The organism is Billgrantia campisalis (assembly GCF_022341425.1).
Taxonomy (GTDB): Bacteria; Pseudomonadota; Gammaproteobacteria; order Pseudomonadales; family Halomonadaceae; genus Halomonas; species Halomonas campisalis.
The window spans coordinates 1-19,737 of record NZ_JABFUC010000005.1 but is presented as its reverse complement, the minus strand read 5'-3'; the positions used below and the strand labels follow the sequence as shown (position 1 = coordinate 19,737).

Below are 19,737 nucleotides of genomic sequence, written 5' to 3'. Positions count from 1 at the left end.
ACAAGGCAGCAAGGCCTTAAAACTTCATCCGACAAACGATAGCCTGTTAAGGTTTCATTGGCTAAGCCACCACGCCAGGGCATCGATAAAATATATTCGAAATCCTTTGACCCACACCGCCAAGCATGACACTGTGGTGCCAGTTGGTTAGCAAGTAAGCATAGTTTCAGAAGCATCGAATTCTTTCGGCAGCCTGTAATTGTATTTCTTGTTGTACCCGCTACTCATCTGGGTAACACCAGGATTGATTGCAAAGCGCTTAGCGCGAGAGGATTTTCATATGTCGACTGGCACAGTCAAGTGGTTCAACGATTCCAAGGGTTTTGGCTTTATCTCACCGGCTGACGGCGGTGACGACGTTTTTGCCCATTTCTCCGAAATTCAGGCTGAAGGCTTCAAATCCCTGCAGGAAGGTCAGAGCGTCTCTTTTGACGTGACCCAGGGTAAGAAAGGCCTCCAGGCTTCGAATATCAAGGCACTCGCCTGACCTAAGGGTCATACGAGTTCTCGAACCCATAGGGTTCGACATCAGGGCCCGCCTAGGCGGGCCCTGATGCGTTTTATTCACCCGCCAATTGATATATTCGCCCGCCTGTTCGGCCCCAGGAGCCTACTCCCGTTTACCCACCAGCCAGTGGGTCACGCCGAGCGCCAGCACCACCGCCGCAATGGCCAGCATCTCCTCGGCCGACACGGTTTGGATATCCAAGATAATCACCTTACGGGCGATGGCCATCAGTGCCGTGGCGATAACCAGGCGGATGGGCAGGACATTGGTGCCCAGGTAGAGCCGAATATTGATGAATATCTCCACCGCTATCAGCACCACCATAAAGGCACCGAAGATCACGAAGATATCGCCGACCTCAAACAATAGCAGCGGCGGCGACAGGAACTTGGTGTAGAGCACGTAGATGACATCCAGCACCCCCCAGATGATAACCAGCACCATCAGCACCGCCAGCAGCTTGATGGCAAAGCGAATGACGACATGCAGCCGCCTGATCAACGGGTCTTCATGCTCCTCGGGCAGTTCGTCATGCAGCAGCTGTGGCACGCGGTGAGGAGTCTTCTCGTCATGCTCCATGGCGCATCTCCGGCGTAAACCCGGCGGCAGAGAGGTTCGCGGAATGCGAGCGCCGGTCAGCAAGAAGCTTATGGCGAGCCTGATACCGACGCCAGGCCTTAAAGCCCACTGGCAGCAGGTCGATGCCGCCCAACCCCTCAGGCCAGGCCGCAGCAGGCCTTGAACTTGCGCCCGCTACCGCAGGGACAGGGCGCGTTTCGGCCGGGCTTGAGTCGGTGGACGGCCGGGTTGCCATCAATGTAGAACCAGCGCCCCGCCTCGCGCACGAAGCGCGAGGCCTCCTCCAGCACCGACCAGCGCCTCCCCTCGCGGAAGGTGGCACGGAAATGCACCCTCCCCCGCTCGCCCTCCACGCCGCTCTCGAGCACCTCGAGACGCTTCCAGAGGGTCGCAGCGTCCGACGCAAGGCTCGAGGGCCGGGTGCTCGGGTGCCAGGTCGCCAGCAGGTAGTCGGGGAGGTCGAGCACGAAGGCGCTGTAGCGCGAGCGCATCAGCGCCTCGGGAGTCGGCGCCGGCTCGCCGGCGTGATAGCGCCCGCAGCAGTCGGCCAGCGCCTGGCCGCTGCCGCAGGGACAGGCTGTGCGGTCGGGCTGTGTCATACGAGACAAACCTCGGTATCGTGATGGGGGCTTTCAGAGCCGGATAGTACCGCGCAGATAGGGGGCCACCTGGCCGGTGAGGATGACCCGGTCGCCCCGACATTCACATGTCAGCTGCCCTTGGCGGGCACCGCCCTGCCGGGCCGTCATCGTCATCTTGCCCAGTCGCTCGGCCCAGTAGGGCGCCAGCGTGGTATGGGCCGAACCGGTCACCGGATCCTCCTCGACGCCCACCTTGGGCCCAAACCAGCGCGAGACGAAGTCGAATTCCCGCCCCGGCGCCGAGACCGCCACACCGCGCCCCGGCAGCGCCGCCAGCCTGGCCATGTCCGGCGCCAGCGCCGCCACGGTCTCCTCGTCCTCCACCGCGACGAGAATATCATCGGACATGACGACGTCACCTTGCGCCAGTCCCAGGGCGGCCAGCACCGTGTCGGGCTCGGCCATCGGCTCGGCCCGTTTGGCGGGAAAATCCATCGCCAAGCCTGCCTCGCTGCGGCTGACCCTCAGCTCGCCGCTGCGGGTGGCGAAACGCAGTGTCTCGCCCCTCTCGCCCAGTTCATTGAAGATCACCCAGGCGCTTGCCAGGGTGGCGTGACCGCACAGCTCGACCTCCACCGCCGGCGTGAACCAGCGCAGCCGATAGCCCTCCCCCTCGCGCACGAAGAAAGCGGTCTCGGAAAGATTGTTCTCCGCCGCAATGGCCTGCAGCGTGGCATCGTCCAGCCACTCGGTCAGCGGGCATACCGCCGCGGGATTGCCCTCGAAGGGACGACGAGCGAAGGCGTCCACCTGATAGAGATCGAGTTTCATAGCATCCTTGAAGCCTGTGTATGGGGGAATATCCATCGAGGGGGCACGATCAGCGCGGTGATCGTCCACAGAAACGATGCTATCGCCCCCTTGGCACAGGCACCAGCGCCAGCGTTCTGATCCCGGCGCACGGCGGCTTGATTCACGCCAAGCGGCCTCCCCCAGGAGCCTGGTCGAAAAATTATCTATCCATCCATTATGTTTTGGATAAAAATCTCAATTTTTATATATTTCATAGTCATATCATCTTAATTATCAGCATACTACCGATTTTCTGGGAAGTGCTGCTAAACTCCTTGGATGACAGGCTCCGCCCCGCGGCGGAGTTTTCTGTACCCTCTGTATCCATCGGCTGGGAGACCTTCATGGCCCGCAATATCATCGTTCTTGGTGCCGGCGTGGTCGGCGTATCTGTGGCCTGGCATCTGGTGCGTCGCGGTCATGACGTCACGCTGGTGGACCGCCGCGAGCCGGGGCTCGAGACCTCCTTCGGCAATGCCGGCATCATCCAGCGTGAGGCGGTGCGCCCCTACGCCTTCCCGCGTGATATCGGCACCCTGCTGCGGGTGCTGCCCAACCGCGAGGTGGATATCCGCTACCGCCCCACCGGCATGATGAGCGCGGCGGGCCCGCTGCTGAGCTACTGGTTGAACTCGAGTGGTAAGCGCTACGAGCGCATCGTACGCGAGTGGGCGTCGCTGATCATGCGCTGCCAGGATGCCCACGCGCCGATGATCGAGGCCGCCGGCGCCGAAGCGCTGGTGCGCAAGGGCGGCTGGCTGGAGCTTTACCGCACCCGCAAGGCGTTCGAGGAGTGCCAGAAAGAGGCCAGAGAGAACCACGAGCGCTTCGGGGTCGAGTTTGAGGTGCTTGACGCCGAGGCGCTCTACGCCAAGGAGCCGCATCTGGGCAAGGGGCTGATCGGGGCGATCCATTGGACGCAGCCCTGGATGGTCTCGGACCCGGGCGGCCTGGTGCAGGCCTACGCCCGCAGCTTTGCGGAGCAGGGCGGCCATGTGAAGCAGGCCAGCGTCGAGGAGGTGCTCCAGGTAGAGGGGGGCTGGCGAGTCAAGACCAGCGAGGGGCCCCTGGAAGCCGAGGAAGTGGTGGTGGCCATGGGGCCCTGGACCGGTGAACTGCTGTCAAGAATGGGCATGAACGTGCCGCTGTTCGTGAAGCGCGGCTACCATATGCACTACTCTGCGGAGGAGGGGGCCGAGCTCAACCACTGGGTGATGGACGCCGAGAAGGGGTTCCTGCTCGAGCCGATGCGCGCCGGGATTCGCCTGACCACCGGCGCCGAGCTTGCCGACCTGGACTCGCCGCCCCAGTACAAGCAGCTGGCCGCCGCCGAGAAGGCGGCACGCAAGCTGTTCCCGCTGGGCAAGCGTCGCGACGGCCAGCCCTGGAAAGGAGCACGGCCCTGCATGCCCGACATGAAGCCGGTGATCGGTCCGGCCCCCGACAAGGCGGGGCTGTGGCTCGCCTTCGGCCACGGCCATCAGGGCTTTACCCTGGGTCCGGCCACCGGCGAGCTGCTCGCCCAGATGATGGATGGCGAAGCGCCCGCGGTGGATATGGCCCCGTTCCGCCTCGATCGCTTCTGAATGTAAGACCTCTCCGAAAACGGGCGCCCTTGCGGCGCCCAGGAAAGGTCTTCGACGCCCATGCCCCCTCAAGGCCGACGCATGGCGGCGACCAGGGCGCTCGCCCCGATCAGGCTGCCGGCACCGGTGCGATGCAGGATGCGGCGCAGCCGGGCGCTCAGAATCCGGCCGCCGCTGGTCGCCAGGAAGGTGAAGGCAAGATCGCTGAGCACACCGATGACCAGAAACGTCGAAAACAGGATGGCCAACTGCGGCAACAGCGGCTGGCTGGGTGCCACGAACTGGGGCATGAAAGCCATGAAAAAGGCCAGGCTCTTGGGATTCAGCGCAGTGACCAGAAACGCCTTGGCCGTGCCGAACCGGATATCCGCGCCCGACGGCTCAAGATTGCCCAGTTGACCGGCTTCGCGCCACATCTTGATGCCCAGGTAGAGTAGATAGGCGGCCCCGAGCCACTTGAATAGCTGGAACAGTTCGGCGGAGGCCATCAGCAGTGCGCCGACCCCGGCGAACGACAGGGTCATGGCCAGCAGGTCGCCCAGAAAGAAGCCGGGCAACATGGCCAGAGCGGCGCGTCGACCACGGTTGACCCCGGTGGTGACCAGCAGCGCCACCGCAGGGCCGGGGGACACGATGATCAACAGGGAAGCCAGGCAGAAGGAGAGCCAGAGTTCCAACGGCATAACGCGTTCCTCGCATAACGTTCAATGGACCATATCCGTGGCAATCAATAAATCGCATGATCATAAAGAATCACTGCCGCCGCCGAGAAAAGCAACGCGGCCAACCCTCGGCTCGATTGGCCTGAGCGCCGCCTACTGTCCTACCCTGGCGGGAACTCAAGGATGACGACACCTGGCTGAGGGGCCGGCGAACAGGGGCTGCTGCGCCGCTTGCACCAGCTCGACTTCTGCCAGCTCGCCGGCACTCCCTGGCTTATCCGGTAATGACGCCTGGCTATCGCGTTTCCAGCAGCGCATCGACCAGCTCGGCCAAGCTCGCCTCGCAGCGCGCCTGGGGCGCTCGCGCCTCATCCCCGGGGCGATACTTGCCAGAGCGGATCAGGCAGGCCTGCAGGCCGAGCTCCATGGCGGCGGCGACGTCGCACTCCACATCATCGCCCACCATCAGCGCCTCACCGGGTGCCACGCCGATCTCGTCGAGCACGGCATGAAAGAAATCCCCCGAGGGTTTTCCCAGCACCTTCGCCTCGATGCCGGCGGCGTATTCCAGGGCACGCACGAAGGGCCCCGCGTCCAGGTGCAGGGTGCCCGCCTGGCGAAAGTAGCGGTTGGTGCCCACGGCAAGCAGCGGCGCACCCTCCAGCAGCAGCCGGAAGGCCTCGTCGAGGTGGGCATAGTCCAGGCGCTGCTCGGCATCGCCGAGCACCACCGCATTGGGCTCTCCCTGGGGCAGGTCGGCAAACTCCGGCTCGAGCCGCTTATGGATCAGCAGGTAGGGATGCAGCCCGCTGCGCTCGAGATAGCGGCGGATGGCCCCCGGGGCGGTGAACACCTGCTCGGGCGCAGGGGCGAAACCCAGTCGCTGTAGCTCATCACACACCGCCGCCGAGGTCTTGCGCGAGGTGTTGGTCAGAAAGCGCAGCGCCAAGCCGCCGGACTGCAGCCGCGCCACCGCGTCCACGGCGCCCGGCAGGGCCTCGCCGTCCTCGCTCAGCACGCCACTGATATCGAGCAATACCGCCTTTAGCATCACCGTCTCTCCCCGTCGCTTGCCAGCAGGATTGCCTCCATTGATGCCCGAGCGCGCGGCGCTGTCAATCCACGCCTGGTGGCGCCGGGCCTCAGGTGGCCTGCCCTCTCGCCATGGCCGCCACCTCCTCGGCCTTGCCATCGGGAGGGAAACCTTAGCGGTCGAGGGCGCCCTCGACCCGATGGGCCGCGTCACCTCCCTCGCGCTTCGTCACAGCAGAGGCCCAGCCATGCTTCCCCGCGACATCGACTCGGCATGAGTCAATATTTGCTAAAGCTTCTTTCCCTTGTGTCGATATGGTGCTCTTCGTACCACCACTCGGGCACTGAACGAGTCGAGGGTACAACCGGCCTGGATGCCCCCGTGGAACCGCTCCAGCGATAACACCCCATACAAGGATGCATAGCCTATGAACCGACATCGCAACCTGCCCGTCAAGACGATCTTCCTGATCCTCTTCGGCGTGGTGTTCAGCCTCTCTAGCCTGCTGTTGGGAGCCGTCTACGGCGCTCGAAATGCCGACGACGCCGTGGATGCTGCTACCGCCGCCCGCTACGACGCCTTCCTGCTGGCCACCGAGCTGCGCCAGAGTTCCGATAGGCTCACTCAGTTCGCCCGCACCTATGTGGCCACCGGGGAGGGGCGCTGGCGAGACCACTACCAGGCGACGCTGGATATCCGTGACGGACGGGCACCGCGCCCCGATCAGTACGTGCGGGGCCACTGGGACTACCTGGCCGCCGGAGAGCCCTCGCCGCGCACCCTGGGTCCGGCCGTGGCCCTGCTCGACCTGATGCGCCAGGCGGGCTTCAGCGAGGCCGAGCTGGAGGCTCTGGCCGAGGCGGAGCGTCGCTCAGGAGCCCTCGCCGAGCTCGAAGGAGACGCCATGACCCTGGCCGAGCGGGCCCACCGCGGGCTGCCCCACGGCGACGCTGCGGCCTTCGAACAGCTTCTCCAGGCCATGGAGGTGGTCAACGGCGAGGCCTACCATGCCCACAAGGCGAACATCATGGCCGCCATCGATACCTTCTATGACCTGCTCGACCGGCGCACGGCCGACGCCGTGGCCACGGCGACCCTGGCATACCAGCGCTGGAGCCTGGCGGCCCTGGGACTGGCCATCGCCCTGGTCGTGGCGGTCGCCGCGCTGCTGGCCTGGGGCTATCGCGGCATTCTGGGACAGCTCGGTGCCGAGCCCTCCCGGGTACGCAGCCTGGTGGGCCGCATCGCCGATGGCGACCTTTCCCAGCATATCGATCTCGGTCGCGCCAAGGCCGGCAGCCTGCTGGCCGCCCTGGCCGAGATGCAGACATCGCTCCAGCGAGTCGTGCGCTCGGTACGCGACGGCAGCGAAGGCGTGGCGATCGCCGCCAACCAGATCGCCGTGGGGAACACCGACCTCTCTCAGCGCACCGAGGAGCAGGCCGCCAACCTGCAGCAGACCGCGGCCTCCATGGAGCAAATCGCCCACACCGTTCGCAGCACCAGCGAGAGCGCCACGCAGGCGGAATCCCTCTCCGGCAGCGCCAGCCAGGCCGCCGCGGAGGGGGGCCAGGTGGTGACCCAGGTGGTGGCCACCATGGAGGAGATCCAGAGCGCCTCGCGTCGCATCGCCAACATCATCGGCGTCATGGACGAGATCACCTTCCAGACCAATATCCTGGCCCTCAACGCCTCGGTGGAAGCCGCCCGAGCCGGAGAACAGGGACGCGGCTTCGCGGTGGTCGCCGGCGAGGTACGCAAGCTGGCCCAGCGCAGCGCCGAATCGGCCCAGGAGATCCGGGAACTGATCCAGAACAGCGTGGCCAAGGTGGAAACCGGCAGCGGCCTGGTGAATCGAACCGGCAAGACCATGGAGGAGATCGTCGAGCGCGTGAACCGGGTGAGCCAGGTGATCAGCGATATCCGTGCCGCCACCGCCGAGCAAACCGCCGGGCTCGGTCAGGTCAATACGGCCGTGTCTCAGCTCGACGAGGTCACCCAACAGAACGCCGCCCTGGTGGAAGAGGCCGCGACCGCCGCCGAGAACCTGGATCGGCAGGCCCACCAGTTGGTCAAGGCGGTCAGCGCCTTCCGGCTCGGGGAGGGTACCGCCACGGCGCTCGACGCCTCGCCCAGCCGTCAGGAGGTGGCGATCCTCGAGCACCGCCCCGCCGCCCTGGCATCCTGACACCAGGCGCAACGAGGGAGGGCGACAAACGCCCTCCCTCCACCCGGGCACACCGCCGCCCCGGATACGCAAGCGCCCGCTCCTCCGGGGCACATCCGGTCGGTGAAAGGTATCCTTCGGACACAGACATCGCGGTGCCAGGGATCCCCTCCCTGGAGGGGATCAGACCGTCACTTCTCGCGTGTCCTGGCTCCCGGCGTGAAGTCGCCAGCGTCGTGGCGCTCGTGCCACTCCATGGCCGACTCGGGCGAGACGCCCTGGGCCAGGGCCGCTTCCCGCTCGACGGCCAGGGCACGCTGGAAGGCCGCGCGCTGCTGCAGGCGCTCCCAGTAGGCGGCAACGGCGGGCTTGAAGCGCTCGCTCAGGCCGATATGGCTGGCCAGCAGCAGCGCATAGCCCACCGAGACATCGGCGGCGGTGAAGCGCCCGGCGCAGAGGAAGGGCTCCCGCGCCAGGCGAGGCTCCAGGGTGCGCAGACGTGAGAGGCACCAGCGGGCGTAGTCCTCCACCACCTGGGGCTGGCGCCGCTCCGGCGGTTCGAAGTGGCCGTAGCGCAGCACCAGGGTCTGGGGAAAGGTCAGGGTCGCCTCGCCGAAGTGCAGGAAATTCAAGTAGTCGCCATAGGCCGGGTCGCTCGGCGCCACATCCAGGCCCGACTCCGGGTGGCGGGAGGCGAGGTACTGGCAGATCGCCGCCGACTCGGTCATGGCCACCTCGCCGTCGAACAGCGCGGGCACCGTGCCCAGCGGGTTGATCTCGAGGAAGGCCGCATCGTGCACCCGGGGCGGAAAGGCGTGCATCACCAGCTCATAGGGCAGCCCCAGCTCCTCGAGCAGCCAGAGGGGGCGGAAGGAGCGAGCACTGACGCAGTGGTGGAGTCGAATCATGGTGGCGTTCCCATCGGCAGACATCAGGGCATGGTGCCCTGACCGTGCCGGATGCGAAAGGCACCGCCCCCCTGCCCCGCCAACGCTACGCCGGCGGCTTAGCCGAGCCTGGTATTGCCCTTGGCATCGATGGGGAAGCCGGGGTTATACGCCACCTCCCAGAGGTGACCGTCGGGGTCGGCGAAATAGCCGGAATAGCCGCCCCACTCCGCCCGGCTGGCCGGCTTGACGATCCGCCCGCCGGCCCGCTCCGCCTCGCTCAGTACGCTGTCCACCTCGGGCTCCGAGCGGACGTTGTGGGCCAGGGCGATGCCGGAGAAGCCGCTGCCCTTATCCCCCACCCCGGCATCACGGGCCAGGGCGACGCGGGGAAAGAGCGACAGAATCAGGCCGTTGAGCTGGAAGAAGACCACCTCACCCTCCACCGCCATGCCCACCTCCCAACCCAGGCCCTCCTCATAGAAACGCCGCGCCCGCGCCAGGTCGCCGACGCCCAGGGTGATCAAACTGATGCACTGCTCCATCGCGGGTCCTCCCAGCCAACCCCTGTTGATAGGAACACCATAGCCGTCGGACGAGATTCAACGCCACGAAATCAGCCCGCTTCAGGCCGTGCAACCAGCATTCCAACTACTGTCATGAAACAGCAGGAGGGTGATATGCCGTGTAGTCGTCACAGGTTCGGACTCCTTGCGCCAGGCCAGCACCCAGCGATTGGACCACTTCACCACGCAGCAGCTCGCGCGCGTCGCCGTCGGGGGCGAGATCCGGCCCGTGGGCGATCTCCCAGCCGTTGTCGGCGAACCACGCCAGGCAGAGCTGTTCCAGCTGGCTCTCACTGATCATGGCCTGGCTCCTCCGTGATATAGGCCTGGTGGGGGTGATTGGGCTTGGTCGGGTACAGCAGTTTGAGCCGTCGAGCCCTGACCATGGGCTGCAGATAGTGCTTGCGCAATGACTCCGCCGAACGATTGAGCAAGCGAGTCAATTCATCCAACCGTAATGGACGCCGGCAGCAGAGGGCCAGGATTACCTCCTCCACCTTGGCCTTCGGCGCCTTGCCCTTCTCGGCGACGGGCCTCGCCAGCTCCTGTAGCTCCTCCCAAGGTCCGGAGCTAATGCCCAAAGGTCCGGAGCTAATGCCCAAAGGTCCGGAGCTCACGCCCAAAAGTCCGGAGCTCACGTCCAAAGGCTCAGAGCTAGCCTCCAAAGGTTCAGAGCTGGAGCCTGATCCCCCGTCTGCCATCTCCAGCTCCATGAAGACATCCTCCAGGTGCGCGTCCGGCAGGAAGTACACCGTACCCCGGCCGGCCCCATCGCGCAGCATCAGCCCCTTCTCCACCAATCCCGACAGGAGCTGGCTCAGATCGCGAGGATGGATATCCAGGATGGACATCATCCGGCGGTGATCCACTGCCTTTTCGATGGAAGCGGTCACGAGTACCAGACGCTCTTTGTCGGTCAGTCCGGAGAAGAAAAGCCGAACATGTCCGGTCGCTTGACCACCAGGATCGAGGCCCGCCCGGTGTAGTCCGCATGCACCAGGGTGTTGACCAGGGCCTCACGCAGCGCCTTGTGCACCAGGGTATCGTCCTGGCGCTGGTCGCCCTCAAGGGCGAAGGGCACCTTGAGGTCGGCGGTCAGCTTGCGGATCACGCGACGATAGAAGTCAAACACGTTCCCCGACCAGCTGCCATCCAGGGTCAGCCGATCGACCCAGCGCAGCTCCGCTTTGGGCTCGGGGCGTTCCTGGTAATCCAGCATGTAGTTGGGGAATGCCTCGATGATGGCGACCTGCTGGCCGAACATCAAAAGTCCGGCACGCGTCAGCCCCGAGCGCTCGGTTTCCCGGTCCTTGCGCCAGCCACCGATCTGATAGAGAAACGCCTGGGCATCCAGATGGTTCCAGGGATGGTCGGGCTGCCGATTGGCATACAGCTGGCGATACTGGTTGAAGCTCTCGACGTCCAGGTCATCCAGACCAAAGCCCCGCAGGACCTCATTGTCACGGCTGTCCTCAACCTGCTCGGCCAGCATGCGACGCACCTGCTCCTCACCCAGCAGGTGATCGGTGCTGCTGAAGCGGCGATAGGTCCCGGTCAGGGGATTGCCGCGCAGATAGACCGGCCGCTGCTTGCGGGTGGCCGCCGGCACATGGACATGCACGACGGCCTTGCCATCGATCTCGAGGATACGCACCCAGCAGTCGCGCAACAGGTTGACGCTGACCTTCTGGGGATTATTGAGCCCGGTCCAGAGCTCGTCGATAACCTTCTGAGGATCGGCGACGCCGGCCAGCTCGAAACGGTCACCGGACTTCTCGCGCACCCCCAGGAGGATATCGCCTCCCTGGGTGTTGGCGAAGGCGCTATAGGTCGGCCAGAACTCCCTGGGCAGCGCCCCCTTGCCGTCTCGCCCCTGAGCCAGCTTGCACTCCACGTCCACGCTCTCGCGCAGGACGGCGATGTCCTCCAGGGAGTCGATTTCAAGCATCACCGTCTCCCTCGGTCAGGGCTTGCTCATCGTAACCCTGCAGCAGGCTCCAGGAGCGAGCATAGTCGCTGATCACCCGGGCCACCGCCTCGCCCTCGGCGGACACCAGGCCCTGATTGGCCAGGGTGCGGCTGAGCAGGTCGACCGCCCGCTCGAACTCCACTCCGCGCTCTTCCAGCCGCCGCTGGTTCAGCGTATAGCCCTGCACCAGATGCTCCTTGAGCACCCGCGTCGCCCACTGACGGAACTGGGTGGCTCGCTTGGAACTGACCCGGTAGCCGACCGAGATGATGGCATCCAGGTTGTAGTGCTTGATGCGGCGCCGAACCTGGCGCTTCCTCTCCTGGCGAACGACTAAGAAATCCTTAGTAGTTGCCTCCTCGTCCAGCTCCTCGCCATTGAAAATGTTCTTCAGGTGCATCAGAACGTTTTCCGGGGTGGTGTCGAACAGCTGTCCCATCTGCGCCTGGCTAAGCCAGACGGTCTCCTGGTCCAGTGCAACCTCAAGCTGCGCCTGACCATCCGCAGAGGTGAAGAGCTGAATATGGGAGTCAGTCATGGGCCAGCGCCTCCCTCAGTCAGGCTTCTGCCAGCTTGCCGACCTCGGGGGCCTGGATAAAGGCCGAGAGTCGCTTGCGAGTACCGGCCAGATACAAGCCTCATGTGATGAACCCTATCCATATACGGCATCCTTGACCGGAATGACAAACCAGCTTACCCGGCTGTGCCGAGCCAATGCCACAGCCCTGCCACCCTGTCGCACCGATACCGGCCCCAGCCCGAACCAATCCAGCGTGCCGACCGAGAGCGTCACCGGCGACGCCGCCACGGTGACGGCCTGTATCATGACCGATTATCGGACCTGTAAGTCAGGAGGGCCTCTCCCTCATTTCCTCTCGCCGAGGTGACGATGGTACGCTGAATCGCGCTGCCACGGTTTCCACCACCGCCTGGAGTCCACGCATGGAACGCGACGCCAGCACCAACTGCCCCTTCTGCCATCCGGAAAGTACCCGGGTCATCGCCCGGCACGCGCACTTCTTCGTGTACCAGGATGGCTTCCCGGTTTCTCCAGGGCATACCCTGGTGATTCCCTTTCGACATGTCGGTACCCTCGCCGAGCTCACTCAGGAAGAGCAGACAACCCTCTTTGCGGCTGTAACGGAGGCCCAGAAGTTACTCGACGAGAGCCATCGGCCGGATGGCTACAATATCGGCATCAACCAGGGGACGGCAGGAGGCCAGACCGTCCCGCACCTCCATGTGCATGTGATGCCTCGCTATCAAGGTGACCAGCCAGACCCACGGGGCGGCGTTCGCTGGATCTTTCCTGACAAGGCGGATTACTGGTCATGACGATACAGCCGCCCCCTTGTGGCGAGGTCGATACCCACGCCTTCAGCCAGCTTTTCAACAGCACGACCAACTCCTACAAGCTGGTGTTCTTCCAGGCCCTGCTCAACACCCTGCTGGAGAGAGAAAAAAGCGGTGCCCGCGACACCACCATCGAGCTACGGGAACTGGCGACCGAGATGCTGGCCCTCGCCTGGTACCCGCATAACTTCTTCCGACTCTCATTCGGCCTCCAGGACCAGACCGGCAGAGTGCTCGACCGACTGGATTTCAGCCTGGATGAGCGAGCGCTAACCAACCCGAACACCCACGCTCGGCTCAGACAGGCGATTGCGGACCAGTACGAAGCGATCCAGGCCGACAGCCTGCTGCGCTTCGTGCCGTACCGGCTGCTGTCTCCTTTCGCCCCCTGGTCGGTATGTAAGAACAGGGTATCAGAGGGTACGACACTCATCCTGACACTGGGGGGTGGTGCTGGTGGTGCTGGTGGTGCTGGTGGTGCTGGTGGTGCTGGTGGTGCTGGTGGTGCTGGTGGTGCAGGAACGCCCCGATGATCTGCTGCTGCATGCCTTCTTCCTGGTCACCAATCTCAGCAAGTTCGACTGGCCGCCGGAAAGGGTCCTGGCACTCTACCGCAAGCGCGGCAGCGCCGAGGCGCACATGGGCGAGGTGAAGTCGGCGCTCGACGTGCATCTCTCGTCGACGGATCGCGGCGCCTCCACCGTCCAGGATGTGATGGCCCGCAACGAGGTGAGCCTGCTGCTGAGCCTCTACGCCTATCAGGTCCTGCACGGTCTACGCTGCCTGCTGGAGCGGTAAACCCGCCAAGGCTGGAGCCTGATACGGATGCGCGAGCAGGTGCTCAAAGTCGCTGCCACGCTGTCGTTGCACGCCCGGGCGATACCACAATCGACCCAAGAACAAGACGGCCACCACGATGGCCGGCGATCACTGCTGCTCTGATGGCCGAAATTGATTCCTAAAAGTTATAGAACAGCGAAGAAAACGCGCTGTTCGGACATTGGCCGGCTGACTCTCACGTCGCAAATGCTGCTCCTGATGGCTGCACTATAGCCTGTGCAGCTCTGGAGGGGATCACTTCATCACGATGCTCAATCAGCGCCCTCATGAATGAGGCGGGGTAAATACCATCACTGTAAACATGGCACCAGCTGATGGTTTTGATTTTACTATCACTACCTGAATATCCACACCAGAAAGATTAAGAAAAAACGTCCAGGCAACGATAACGCAACTTATTTTAGGGAAATAAAGAATCACAAGTCTTGTTCTGAAAATGAAAACAAGGGCGACATGCATTACCATTAAACCTTCTATTAATCGTTTACATGATTGAGGAAAAAATGTCTATCAGTCAGATATCAAGAACAGAGCTTGGCATTGAGGATAATCACTCGGTACCTGAGAAGTTTCATACAGGCACTTGGCAGAGAGATGCATTTGATAGCTTCAAGAGCACAATGACCAGTGAGGACCACCCATTCCCTTGCATCTTCGGCGTACACGGATTAAAACACAATCATCTAAGATATATCTTCCACGAAGCAATCGACATTAAAAAGCTTGCCAAGCAGCTTAGAGCATATCTCAAGCATTCACGGTCTTATGGGAACAATACCTCTTTGGTGCTCTTTACCAACACAGATAAAAGGCTTGAGCTGGACCATTACTTTACTGCATTCTGGAATACCCTCAAGGCGCTGGCAGAAACTGATGATCAACCCTGGCCTAGAGACATTCCAGTCGATATATCCCATAAAAACTGGGAGTTCTGTTTTGCGGGCGAACCTATTTTTGTGGTTTGCAATACACCATCTCACGTACTGAGGTACAGCAGGCATTCGCACCACTATATGATCACATTCCAGCCACGATGGGTCTTTGACAACATTTTAGGGACTCCTGCGCAAGCTAAAAAGGCGTTCTCAAAGGTTAGAAGCATATTACAGAAATACGATGTCACGCCGATCTCTCCCGATTTAGGTGTCTATGGCCAAGAGGGCGTACTGGAGTCAAGGCAATATTTCCTTGACGATGTTAACAAGCCGAAAGAATGTCCATTCAAGTCACTTAAGGGGTTATCATGAGCTCATATTACAGTGGTTCCGTCTCGCAACTCGATCTGAGCAAGCTTGCAATGCTACTGCCTGACCAAGGGTGCATCGAGCTGCAACAAGACAAGCCCTGCCATACGCATGATTGGCATCAGCATGATATCAATGAAACTCTGATCATCATTAAAGGCCGTATCATCTTTAGCATCGGGGATGATGTGATAACCTGTGGACCAGGCGAATATGTAATGCTCCCAGCAGGAACTCGGCACAAATCAACCTCATCAGAATTTGGGTGCATTTATGCTATTTGCTTTCAGGATGTGCGCAAAGCGCTTTATCAAGAAATGAGAGAGCAAAATCATGACTGAGCTTCAGAAAACGCTTTCCGTATGGCGAGGAACCGCCCTCTTCATAAATATTGTGCTAGGAGCGGGCCTATTGGTTCTCCCAGGACTAACCGTACAAAAGATAGGTGATCTATCATTCGTATCGTGGTTGGTATGTGCATTGTTGGCTACCCCTTTTTTCATCATATTTATAATTTTGGGAAGCCGGTACCCAGGTCCCGGTGGTATAGCTACCTTTGTGCAGCAAGCTTATGGAAAGCTTGCATATATCATTGCGTCATTCATGCTTCTCGGCGCAGTGGTTCTCGGTTTGCCCGCTATTGCTCTGACAGGCGGGTACTATGCCAGCTCCACCTTTGGTGGATCTTCGCACCTTTACGCTTTGACCATCCTCGCTGGAGTATTGGTCTTGAATCTGCAATCCGTAGAGTTGGCGGGAAAATTAAACCAATGGCTATCGTGGGTGCTCGTCGCCTTTCTAGTGGTGCTTGCGCTTTTCTCATTTTCACTCGTATATGGCGAGCCTACACATAGCCAGATTTCGTTGCCATCGAATATGGCGGAGCTGGAGATGATATGGCTAGTTATACCAATGATCTTTTTTGCCTTTACCGGATGGGAGGTGGGTGCAAGCATCACGGGAGAGTTCAAGGAACCAAAGAAAGACTTGCCAATTGCTATGTGGATGTCATTCCTATTGGCAGTTTCCTTATACCTGGTCATGGCCTATGTGGCACAAAGAGCGGATTTGAACGGAAACTACACATCACCTTTCACGGCAATCATCAACAATCATGTCGGCTCTTATGGCAGTCTTCTGGTAGGATTGGTTTCAATAACCTTGATCTATGCCAACCTCTGTGCCGCCACTTGGGGCGTATCGAGGATGGTTTATTCTCTTTCCAAAGAGAGGATTGCTCCCACTTACCTTCATGCGCTGACGAAAGGCCAGCCTTATTACTCTCTCATTACAATTATCGCGGTATTTTTTATCATCGTCATTCTTGATTGGGTTGGGCTCTTGGGTATTGAAAGGTTGCTCACCTTGGCAGGGCAAAATTTCATTATACTGTATGGGTTTTCAGCAATGGCATTGGTGAAATTAGCACAACGATGGACCGAGAGAGTGATAGCCATCTTGGGATTAGCTGTTTGCGCAGCCATCGTTATACTTCAAGGAGGAGGCGTGCTATATCCACTTCTGATCGCGACCTTATCGACTATGATCTATATCTTTAAGCTCGGGGTCGTAACGGCTGATGTTCAATGAGTTCAATGTTAGAGTGGGCTCAGGCCCACTCCTTTATTACAGGGGCAATGATGACATTTCTGACCTTGGGATGATTTGTCAGGAAATATTTCAGCTCCATAAGCTCTTCAAGATTGCTGTACTCAACATCAAGAATTAGATCCAGCTCCCCATAGACCGAAGATTTCTTTCTTATGATGTTGAAATTCGAGACATCGCTAAGGATGTCTTCACACTGTGAATCGTCAGCATGCTGAATTATGACAAAGCCACGCAGTTTATCTCCATCGTTTTCTTCTGCTGCGACAATGGCGCTGTAGCCTTTAATAATTCCGGCTGACTCAAGTCGATTAATTCTTTTTTCAACAGCTGTTCTTGACCTATTCACCTTCCGGGCGATATCCGATACTTTCTCTCTAGCATTGATTTTCAAGACCTCTATGATCTGACTGTCTATATCGTCCTTAAAATTCATTCTCCTGGGTCTCCTAAGTGCCTATTCAAAATTAATCACGTGATCAGTTCCACAGCCACCGAGCAGGCGGTGTACCTCATCACAAAGTCGGTCAAACGAGAGGTACGCACTCAGTGGCAGCCACAGGGAAAACGCATGAAAACTGTCACACCGCGAGAATGTCCGCCAGATACGTCTCATCCAGCGCCGCTTTCTTCTGTCCTGAATCCGTGATGCCGGCGCCGACACTGTCCCTACCACCGCCAACGAGCATTTGTTGACCTCCGCTCCCGTCTCCACTGCCCGATGCATGCCGGTGATGGCCGACCATCGCTGCCTCTGCTGGCTTCGACGGCCCGTTTTAGCCGGCATCTCCATCTGGCGGGCATGCTGAGGCTGGCTGCCGGCAACCGACAGCAGGCTACCTGAAGGCGTTATCCGACAGCGGATCAGCATGGGGTGCCTCGGGGATAGCGCAGGCGGCTTCGCAGGGTGTGTAACACCGTCATGCGCCCGATTTCCTGCCCGAAGTCGAGGAGGATCTGTCGCGCCTTGTGGATCACCAGGGCCGCCCGATGCACCAGCTCTTGTAGCACGGTGCGAATCCGGCGCCGCTTGGCGGGATGGCGCACGGGGCTCAGCTCGCCGGTCATGCCCAGCTGCCCCATCAGCCGCAGGATGTTGTAGGCCAGCTGGGCGAGATGCAGGATCAGATCGTTGGTGGCGAACTTGCCCGAGGGCAGTCGCTCCAGGTCGAGATCAGTCTTGATCTCACTATGGAACTGCTCGTGGGTGGCATGCGCCTGATAGCGCTTGATCACCGCCTCCGGCGCCTCGTCCAGGCTGGTCCACCAACCTTCCAGCTCATAGTCCGGTTCGAGCAGCAGTTGGCCATCGCGATCGGCGGTGCGCTCCACCAGGCGCATCACGCGCTTGACGACGTATTCGATCTTGTTGTCATCGTGGATCGAGACGGCCTGAGTCCACAGCGCCTGGCGCTTGCCAGGGCGCAGCTCTTCCCAATAGTCCGCCGCCACGGCCAGCCAGGTGTCCTGATCGGCCGACGCCGAGCCGCGCGGGTTCCATTTGACGAGATAGTCGAGCCGACGGCCCGCGTCGGCAAAGGCCTGCCGCTGCTGTTCGAGAAGTGCCAGGTGCGCCTGGCTGTCGAAGCCGCTGTCCTCGCGCAGCAGGATAGGTTGCTCGGTCAGACCCTGGGCTCGGGGCAGCACCCGCTCCAGGAAGGCGTTGCTTTCCTTCATGGTGTGCTGCTTGCCGGGGCGCAACTCCAGTCCCAGACACCAGCCTTCGTTGCCCAGGTAGGCGGCGATCGGGGTATAGCCGTCGACCTTCTGGTAGGTCCGCGAGACGCCTTCCTTCTTCGAATTGCTGTTGTCCATGACGAAGGTGTCGATGTCCAGGCAGACGTGTGTCGTCTCGGCGGTGATCGGTGCCTCGACCAGTGACAGCAGGGTGGTGGACCAGGCAGCGGTGCGTGCCTGCAGGTCGTTGGCGGCGAGCTTCTCCAGCCGCTGTCGCAGCGTAGCGGTGCTCGGCACCTTCTGCAGGGTCAGCAGCTGTTGGAAAGGCTTGTCGCGGCGGAAGTTCTCGATGGCGTCATAGTCGCTCATGCCCAGACACAGCAGGCCCAGGTAGCTCTTAACCACATCGCTGGTGCGCATGCCCAACGTGGTGGGGAAGCGCCCGTCGATGCTGTCAACGCCGGCGATCTCGAAGCACTGCCCGATGATCGACAGCCCGGTGTGGCTGGTGAGGGTGCGGCGACTGGCGCGGAACTTGACGTTGGGCATGGCTCTGTCTGGGTGAAGGCGATATCGACTATATTGCCATGCAGGTCAGTGGGTTAGAAGCCCTTCAAGGGGCCAGCCTCACGGATTCAGGGCAAAGTAAAAAAAGAACAAAAACAAAAACCTATAAAAATATGCCGGCCTAAGGCTACTCCGCTGCTTCCCAGCCTTCCGCATGACCCAGGCTGCCTTCCGCTTCCTCGCCACCCCCTTCGGGATCGCTCTTCCCCTCAACCGGGTCTCGCCGGTGCAGCTTGGGCGGCGGCGCCACCCAGGCACGCAGGCGCTGGCCTACCTGCTCATAGAAATGCGGTACGGCCTTCTCCAGTTCCTCGATAAAGACCTTGCTACCGGCGAACCGATGGGCAAGATCGGCCATATAGAAGACCTCGAAGGCGCTCGGGACCACAGTCGTGGCAGGAGAATCCAGCGCCGTGGCATCTTCGAGCACCTGAGCCAGGGCTGCTTGGGTCTCTTCGGCACGGCCGGGGCGGATCGCCTTTACAAACATGCCCTCGGGCTCTGCCTTGGTGAGTTGGCGCGCCAGCCAGTTGACCCTGGCCGTGCTGCGCTTCTTGTCCTGTGGTGCCGCGAGTCGCATCGAGCAGACGATCGTGCGCTTGGTGAGATCGGCAGTGACCTCCAGGTCCGCGGCGGCATCCGGCACTTCCAGACAGCAGCACAGCACCTTTTCCTTCGCCAGGACTTCACAGTCGTCCTTGAGGCGCTTCACCGGGTCGGTGCGATGGGCACGGGCCAGCTTGAGCTTGACGGGTCGGCCCAGTTTGCGGCTCATCACCAGGCAGAGATCACGCTGTTCCTGGTGCCAACTCGAGACAGTGTTCTCCACCTCTTCGGTACCCTTGCCCAGCAAGGCCCCGCTCTTTACCTTGCCTACCACCTCCTTCCACTTGTTAATGGCCAAGTAAAGTGACCCAGTACCGGCCAACGCTTTTGACCCACCCCCGAGGTGGCAGCGTTGCCACCGTCCACCTACCGTGTCGGCTCAGCCAAGGGTCGGGACGGAGACGTGAAGGACTGGGGAATGATTCACAAGATCAAAGCGTTACACGATGACG

At 61.1% G+C, this 19,737-nt stretch carries 22 protein-coding genes and 1 pseudogene; 9 read left to right on the top strand and 14 right to left on the bottom strand.

Annotated features, from left to right (window positions below; genetic code table 11):
- Positions 1-280 precede the first annotated feature (280 nt).
- A complete protein-coding gene (locus HOP52_RS07240) occupies positions 281-487 on the top strand; it encodes a cold-shock protein (protein WP_238976702.1) in 207 nt (68 codons plus the stop codon).
- Positions 488-610: 123 nt separating this feature from the next.
- Here HOP52_RS07240 and HOP52_RS07235 read toward each other — a convergent pair whose 3' ends face one another.
- From HOP52_RS07235 to HOP52_RS07225, 3 genes are all read right to left on the bottom strand, one after another.
- Positions 611-1,087 carry a phosphate-starvation-inducible PsiE family protein gene (locus HOP52_RS07235; protein ID WP_238976701.1) on the bottom strand — a complete coding sequence of 159 codons (477 nt, stop codon included), beginning with the start codon at positions 1,085-1,087 and terminating at the stop codon, positions 611-613.
- Positions 1,088-1,224: 137 nt separating this feature from the next.
- The gene (locus tag HOP52_RS07230) at positions 1,225-1,686 is read right to left on the bottom strand and encodes a YchJ family protein (RefSeq protein WP_238976700.1); all 462 of its coding nucleotides are present in this window, start codon (positions 1,684-1,686) and stop codon (positions 1,225-1,227) included.
- 33 nt (positions 1,687-1,719) lie between these two features.
- Positions 1,720-2,499, bottom strand: a complete 780-nt coding sequence (locus tag HOP52_RS07225) for a PhzF family phenazine biosynthesis protein (RefSeq protein ID WP_238976699.1) — start codon at positions 2,497-2,499, stop codon at positions 1,720-1,722.
- A 365-nt stretch (positions 2,500-2,864) separates the two neighbouring features.
- On the opposite strand from HOP52_RS07225, the gene HOP52_RS07220 reads away from it, so the two are divergent.
- On the top strand, positions 2,865-4,106 hold the full coding sequence (locus tag HOP52_RS07220) for an NAD(P)/FAD-dependent oxidoreductase (protein WP_238976698.1): 1,242 nt from the start codon (positions 2,865-2,867) through the stop codon (positions 4,104-4,106).
- 68 nt (positions 4,107-4,174) lie between these two features.
- On the opposite strand, the gene HOP52_RS07215 is transcribed toward HOP52_RS07220, so the two are convergent.
- Complete coding sequence (locus tag HOP52_RS07215; RefSeq protein WP_238976697.1) at positions 4,175-4,789, bottom strand: LysE family translocator; 615 nt, start codon at positions 4,787-4,789, stop codon at positions 4,175-4,177.
- Between the two features lie 274 nt (positions 4,790-5,063).
- Positions 5,064-5,819: a TIGR01458 family HAD-type hydrolase gene (locus HOP52_RS07210; protein WP_238976696.1), complete on the bottom strand. Its 756-nt coding sequence runs from the start codon at positions 5,817-5,819 to the stop codon at positions 5,064-5,066.
- Positions 5,820-6,228: 409 nt separating this feature from the next.
- Here HOP52_RS07210 and HOP52_RS07205 point away from each other — a divergent pair, with 409 nt between their 5' ends.
- Positions 6,229-7,989, top strand: coding sequence for a methyl-accepting chemotaxis protein (locus HOP52_RS07205; protein WP_238976695.1), 1,761 nt, complete (start codon positions 6,229-6,231; stop codon positions 7,987-7,989).
- Between the two features lie 170 nt (positions 7,990-8,159).
- Here HOP52_RS07205 and HOP52_RS07200 read toward each other — a convergent pair whose 3' ends face one another.
- The 6 genes from HOP52_RS07200 to HOP52_RS07175 form a co-directional block, all read right to left on the bottom strand.
- The gene (locus HOP52_RS07200; protein ID WP_238976694.1) at positions 8,160-8,876 is read right to left on the bottom strand and encodes a glutathione S-transferase family protein; all 717 of its coding nucleotides are present in this window, start codon (positions 8,874-8,876) and stop codon (positions 8,160-8,162) included.
- A 98-nt stretch (positions 8,877-8,974) separates the two neighbouring features.
- A complete protein-coding gene (locus HOP52_RS07195) occupies positions 8,975-9,400 on the bottom strand; it encodes a VOC family protein (RefSeq protein WP_238976693.1) in 426 nt (141 codons plus the stop codon).
- A 112-nt stretch (positions 9,401-9,512) separates the two neighbouring features.
- A complete protein-coding gene (locus HOP52_RS07190; protein ID WP_238976692.1) occupies positions 9,513-9,722 on the bottom strand; it encodes a hypothetical protein in 210 nt (69 codons plus the stop codon).
- Complete coding sequence (locus tag HOP52_RS07185; RefSeq protein WP_238976691.1) at positions 9,712-10,314, bottom strand: hypothetical protein; 603 nt, start codon at positions 10,312-10,314, stop codon at positions 9,712-9,714. Before HOP52_RS07185 ends, HOP52_RS07190 begins: the two co-directional genes overlap by 11 nt.
- Positions 10,315-10,337: 23 nt before the next feature.
- A complete protein-coding gene (locus tag HOP52_RS07180; protein ID WP_238976690.1) occupies positions 10,338-11,369 on the bottom strand; it encodes an AlbA family DNA-binding domain-containing protein in 1,032 nt (343 codons plus the stop codon).
- The gene (locus HOP52_RS07175; RefSeq protein WP_238976689.1) at positions 11,362-11,928 is read right to left on the bottom strand and encodes a virulence RhuM family protein; all 567 of its coding nucleotides are present in this window, start codon (positions 11,926-11,928) and stop codon (positions 11,362-11,364) included. Before HOP52_RS07175 ends, HOP52_RS07180 begins: the two co-directional genes overlap by 8 nt.
- 404 nt (positions 11,929-12,332) lie before the next feature.
- Here HOP52_RS07175 and HOP52_RS07170 point away from each other — a divergent pair, with 404 nt between their 5' ends.
- The 6 genes and pseudogenes from HOP52_RS07170 to HOP52_RS07145 all read left to right on the top strand — a co-directional run bounded on the left by HOP52_RS07170 (position 12,333) and on the right by HOP52_RS07145 (position 16,417).
- Positions 12,333-12,725: an HIT family protein gene (locus HOP52_RS07170; RefSeq protein WP_238976688.1), complete on the top strand. Its 393-nt coding sequence runs from the start codon at positions 12,333-12,335 to the stop codon at positions 12,723-12,725.
- A complete protein-coding gene (locus HOP52_RS07165; RefSeq protein ID WP_238976687.1) occupies positions 12,722-13,276 on the top strand; it encodes a hypothetical protein in 555 nt (184 codons plus the stop codon). Before HOP52_RS07170 ends, HOP52_RS07165 begins: the two co-directional genes overlap by 4 nt.
- Positions 13,245-13,625: pseudogene (locus HOP52_RS07160) on the top strand (transposase); the annotation flags it as partial. The gene HOP52_RS07165 and the pseudogene HOP52_RS07160, both read left to right, overlap by 32 nt.
- A 461-nt stretch (positions 13,626-14,086) precedes the next feature.
- Positions 14,087-14,830 (top strand): YqcI/YcgG family protein, encoded by a 744-nt coding sequence (locus tag HOP52_RS07155; RefSeq protein WP_238976686.1) that lies wholly within the window; start codon positions 14,087-14,089, stop codon positions 14,828-14,830.
- On the top strand, positions 14,827-15,168 hold the full coding sequence (locus HOP52_RS07150) for a cupin domain-containing protein (protein WP_238976685.1): 342 nt from the start codon (positions 14,827-14,829) through the stop codon (positions 15,166-15,168). The genes HOP52_RS07155 and HOP52_RS07150 overlap by 4 nt, the downstream gene beginning before the upstream one ends.
- Entirely contained in the window at positions 15,161-16,417 is a 1,257-nt protein-coding gene (locus tag HOP52_RS07145) for an APC family permease (RefSeq protein ID WP_238976684.1), read from the top strand. Before HOP52_RS07150 ends, HOP52_RS07145 begins: the two co-directional genes overlap by 8 nt.
- A gap of 19 nt (positions 16,418-16,436) precedes the next feature.
- Here HOP52_RS07145 and HOP52_RS07140 read toward each other — a convergent pair whose 3' ends face one another.
- From HOP52_RS07140 to HOP52_RS07130, 3 genes are all read right to left on the bottom strand, one after another.
- Positions 16,437-16,871, bottom strand: coding sequence for an Lrp/AsnC family transcriptional regulator (locus HOP52_RS07140; protein WP_238976683.1), 435 nt, complete (start codon positions 16,869-16,871; stop codon positions 16,437-16,439).
- A gap of 428 nt (positions 16,872-17,299) precedes the next feature.
- Entirely contained in the window at positions 17,300-18,661 is a 1,362-nt protein-coding gene (locus tag HOP52_RS07135; RefSeq protein ID WP_238976682.1) for an IS1380 family transposase, read from the bottom strand.
- Between the two features lie 145 nt (positions 18,662-18,806).
- The gene (locus HOP52_RS07130) at positions 18,807-19,583 is read right to left on the bottom strand and encodes a hypothetical protein (RefSeq protein ID WP_238976681.1); all 777 of its coding nucleotides are present in this window, start codon (positions 19,581-19,583) and stop codon (positions 18,807-18,809) included.
- Positions 19,584-19,737: the final 154 nt, after the last annotated feature.

What these genes read in the sequence shown, in the direction of transcription:
- HOP52_RS07240 (WP_238976702.1), top strand. Translation starts at nt 281, where the DNA reads ATGTCGACTGGCACAGTCAAGTGGTTCAACGATTCCAAGGGTTTTGGC.
- HOP52_RS07235 (WP_238976701.1), bottom strand. Translation starts at nt 1,087, where the DNA reads ATGGAGCATGACGAGAAGACTCCTCACCGCGTGCCACAGCTGCTGCAT.
- HOP52_RS07230 (WP_238976700.1), bottom strand. Translation starts at nt 1,686, where the DNA reads ATGACACAGCCCGACCGCACAGCCTGTCCCTGCGGCAGCGGCCAGGCG.
- HOP52_RS07225 (WP_238976699.1), bottom strand. Translation starts at nt 2,499, where the DNA reads ATGAAACTCGATCTCTATCAGGTGGACGCCTTCGCTCGTCGTCCCTTC.
- HOP52_RS07220 (WP_238976698.1), top strand. Translation starts at nt 2,865, where the DNA reads ATGGCCCGCAATATCATCGTTCTTGGTGCCGGCGTGGTCGGCGTATCT.
- HOP52_RS07215 (WP_238976697.1), bottom strand. Translation starts at nt 4,789, where the DNA reads ATGCCGTTGGAACTCTGGCTCTCCTTCTGCCTGGCTTCCCTGTTGATC.
- HOP52_RS07210 (WP_238976696.1), bottom strand. Translation starts at nt 5,819, where the DNA reads ATGCTAAAGGCGGTATTGCTCGATATCAGTGGCGTGCTGAGCGAGGAC.
- HOP52_RS07205 (WP_238976695.1), top strand. Translation starts at nt 6,229, where the DNA reads ATGAACCGACATCGCAACCTGCCCGTCAAGACGATCTTCCTGATCCTC.
- HOP52_RS07200 (WP_238976694.1), bottom strand. Translation starts at nt 8,876, where the DNA reads ATGATTCGACTCCACCACTGCGTCAGTGCTCGCTCCTTCCGCCCCCTC.
- HOP52_RS07195 (WP_238976693.1), bottom strand. Translation starts at nt 9,400, where the DNA reads ATGGAGCAGTGCATCAGTTTGATCACCCTGGGCGTCGGCGACCTGGCG.
- HOP52_RS07190 (WP_238976692.1), bottom strand. Translation starts at nt 9,722, where the DNA reads ATGATCAGTGAGAGCCAGCTGGAACAGCTCTGCCTGGCGTGGTTCGCC.
- HOP52_RS07180 (WP_238976690.1), bottom strand. Translation starts at nt 11,369, where the DNA reads ATGCTTGAAATCGACTCCCTGGAGGACATCGCCGTCCTGCGCGAGAGC.
- HOP52_RS07175 (WP_238976689.1), bottom strand. Translation starts at nt 11,928, where the DNA reads ATGACTGACTCCCATATTCAGCTCTTCACCTCTGCGGATGGTCAGGCG.
- HOP52_RS07170 (WP_238976688.1), top strand. Translation starts at nt 12,333, where the DNA reads ATGGAACGCGACGCCAGCACCAACTGCCCCTTCTGCCATCCGGAAAGT.
- HOP52_RS07165 (WP_238976687.1), top strand. Translation starts at nt 12,722, where the DNA reads ATGACGATACAGCCGCCCCCTTGTGGCGAGGTCGATACCCACGCCTTC.
- HOP52_RS07155 (WP_238976686.1), top strand. Translation starts at nt 14,087, where the DNA reads ATGTCTATCAGTCAGATATCAAGAACAGAGCTTGGCATTGAGGATAAT.
- HOP52_RS07150 (WP_238976685.1), top strand. Translation starts at nt 14,827, where the DNA reads ATGAGCTCATATTACAGTGGTTCCGTCTCGCAACTCGATCTGAGCAAG.
- HOP52_RS07145 (WP_238976684.1), top strand. Translation starts at nt 15,161, where the DNA reads ATGACTGAGCTTCAGAAAACGCTTTCCGTATGGCGAGGAACCGCCCTC.
- HOP52_RS07140 (WP_238976683.1), bottom strand. Translation starts at nt 16,871, where the DNA reads ATGAATTTTAAGGACGATATAGACAGTCAGATCATAGAGGTCTTGAAA.
- HOP52_RS07135 (WP_238976682.1), bottom strand. Translation starts at nt 18,661, where the DNA reads ATGCCCAACGTCAAGTTCCGCGCCAGTCGCCGCACCCTCACCAGCCAC.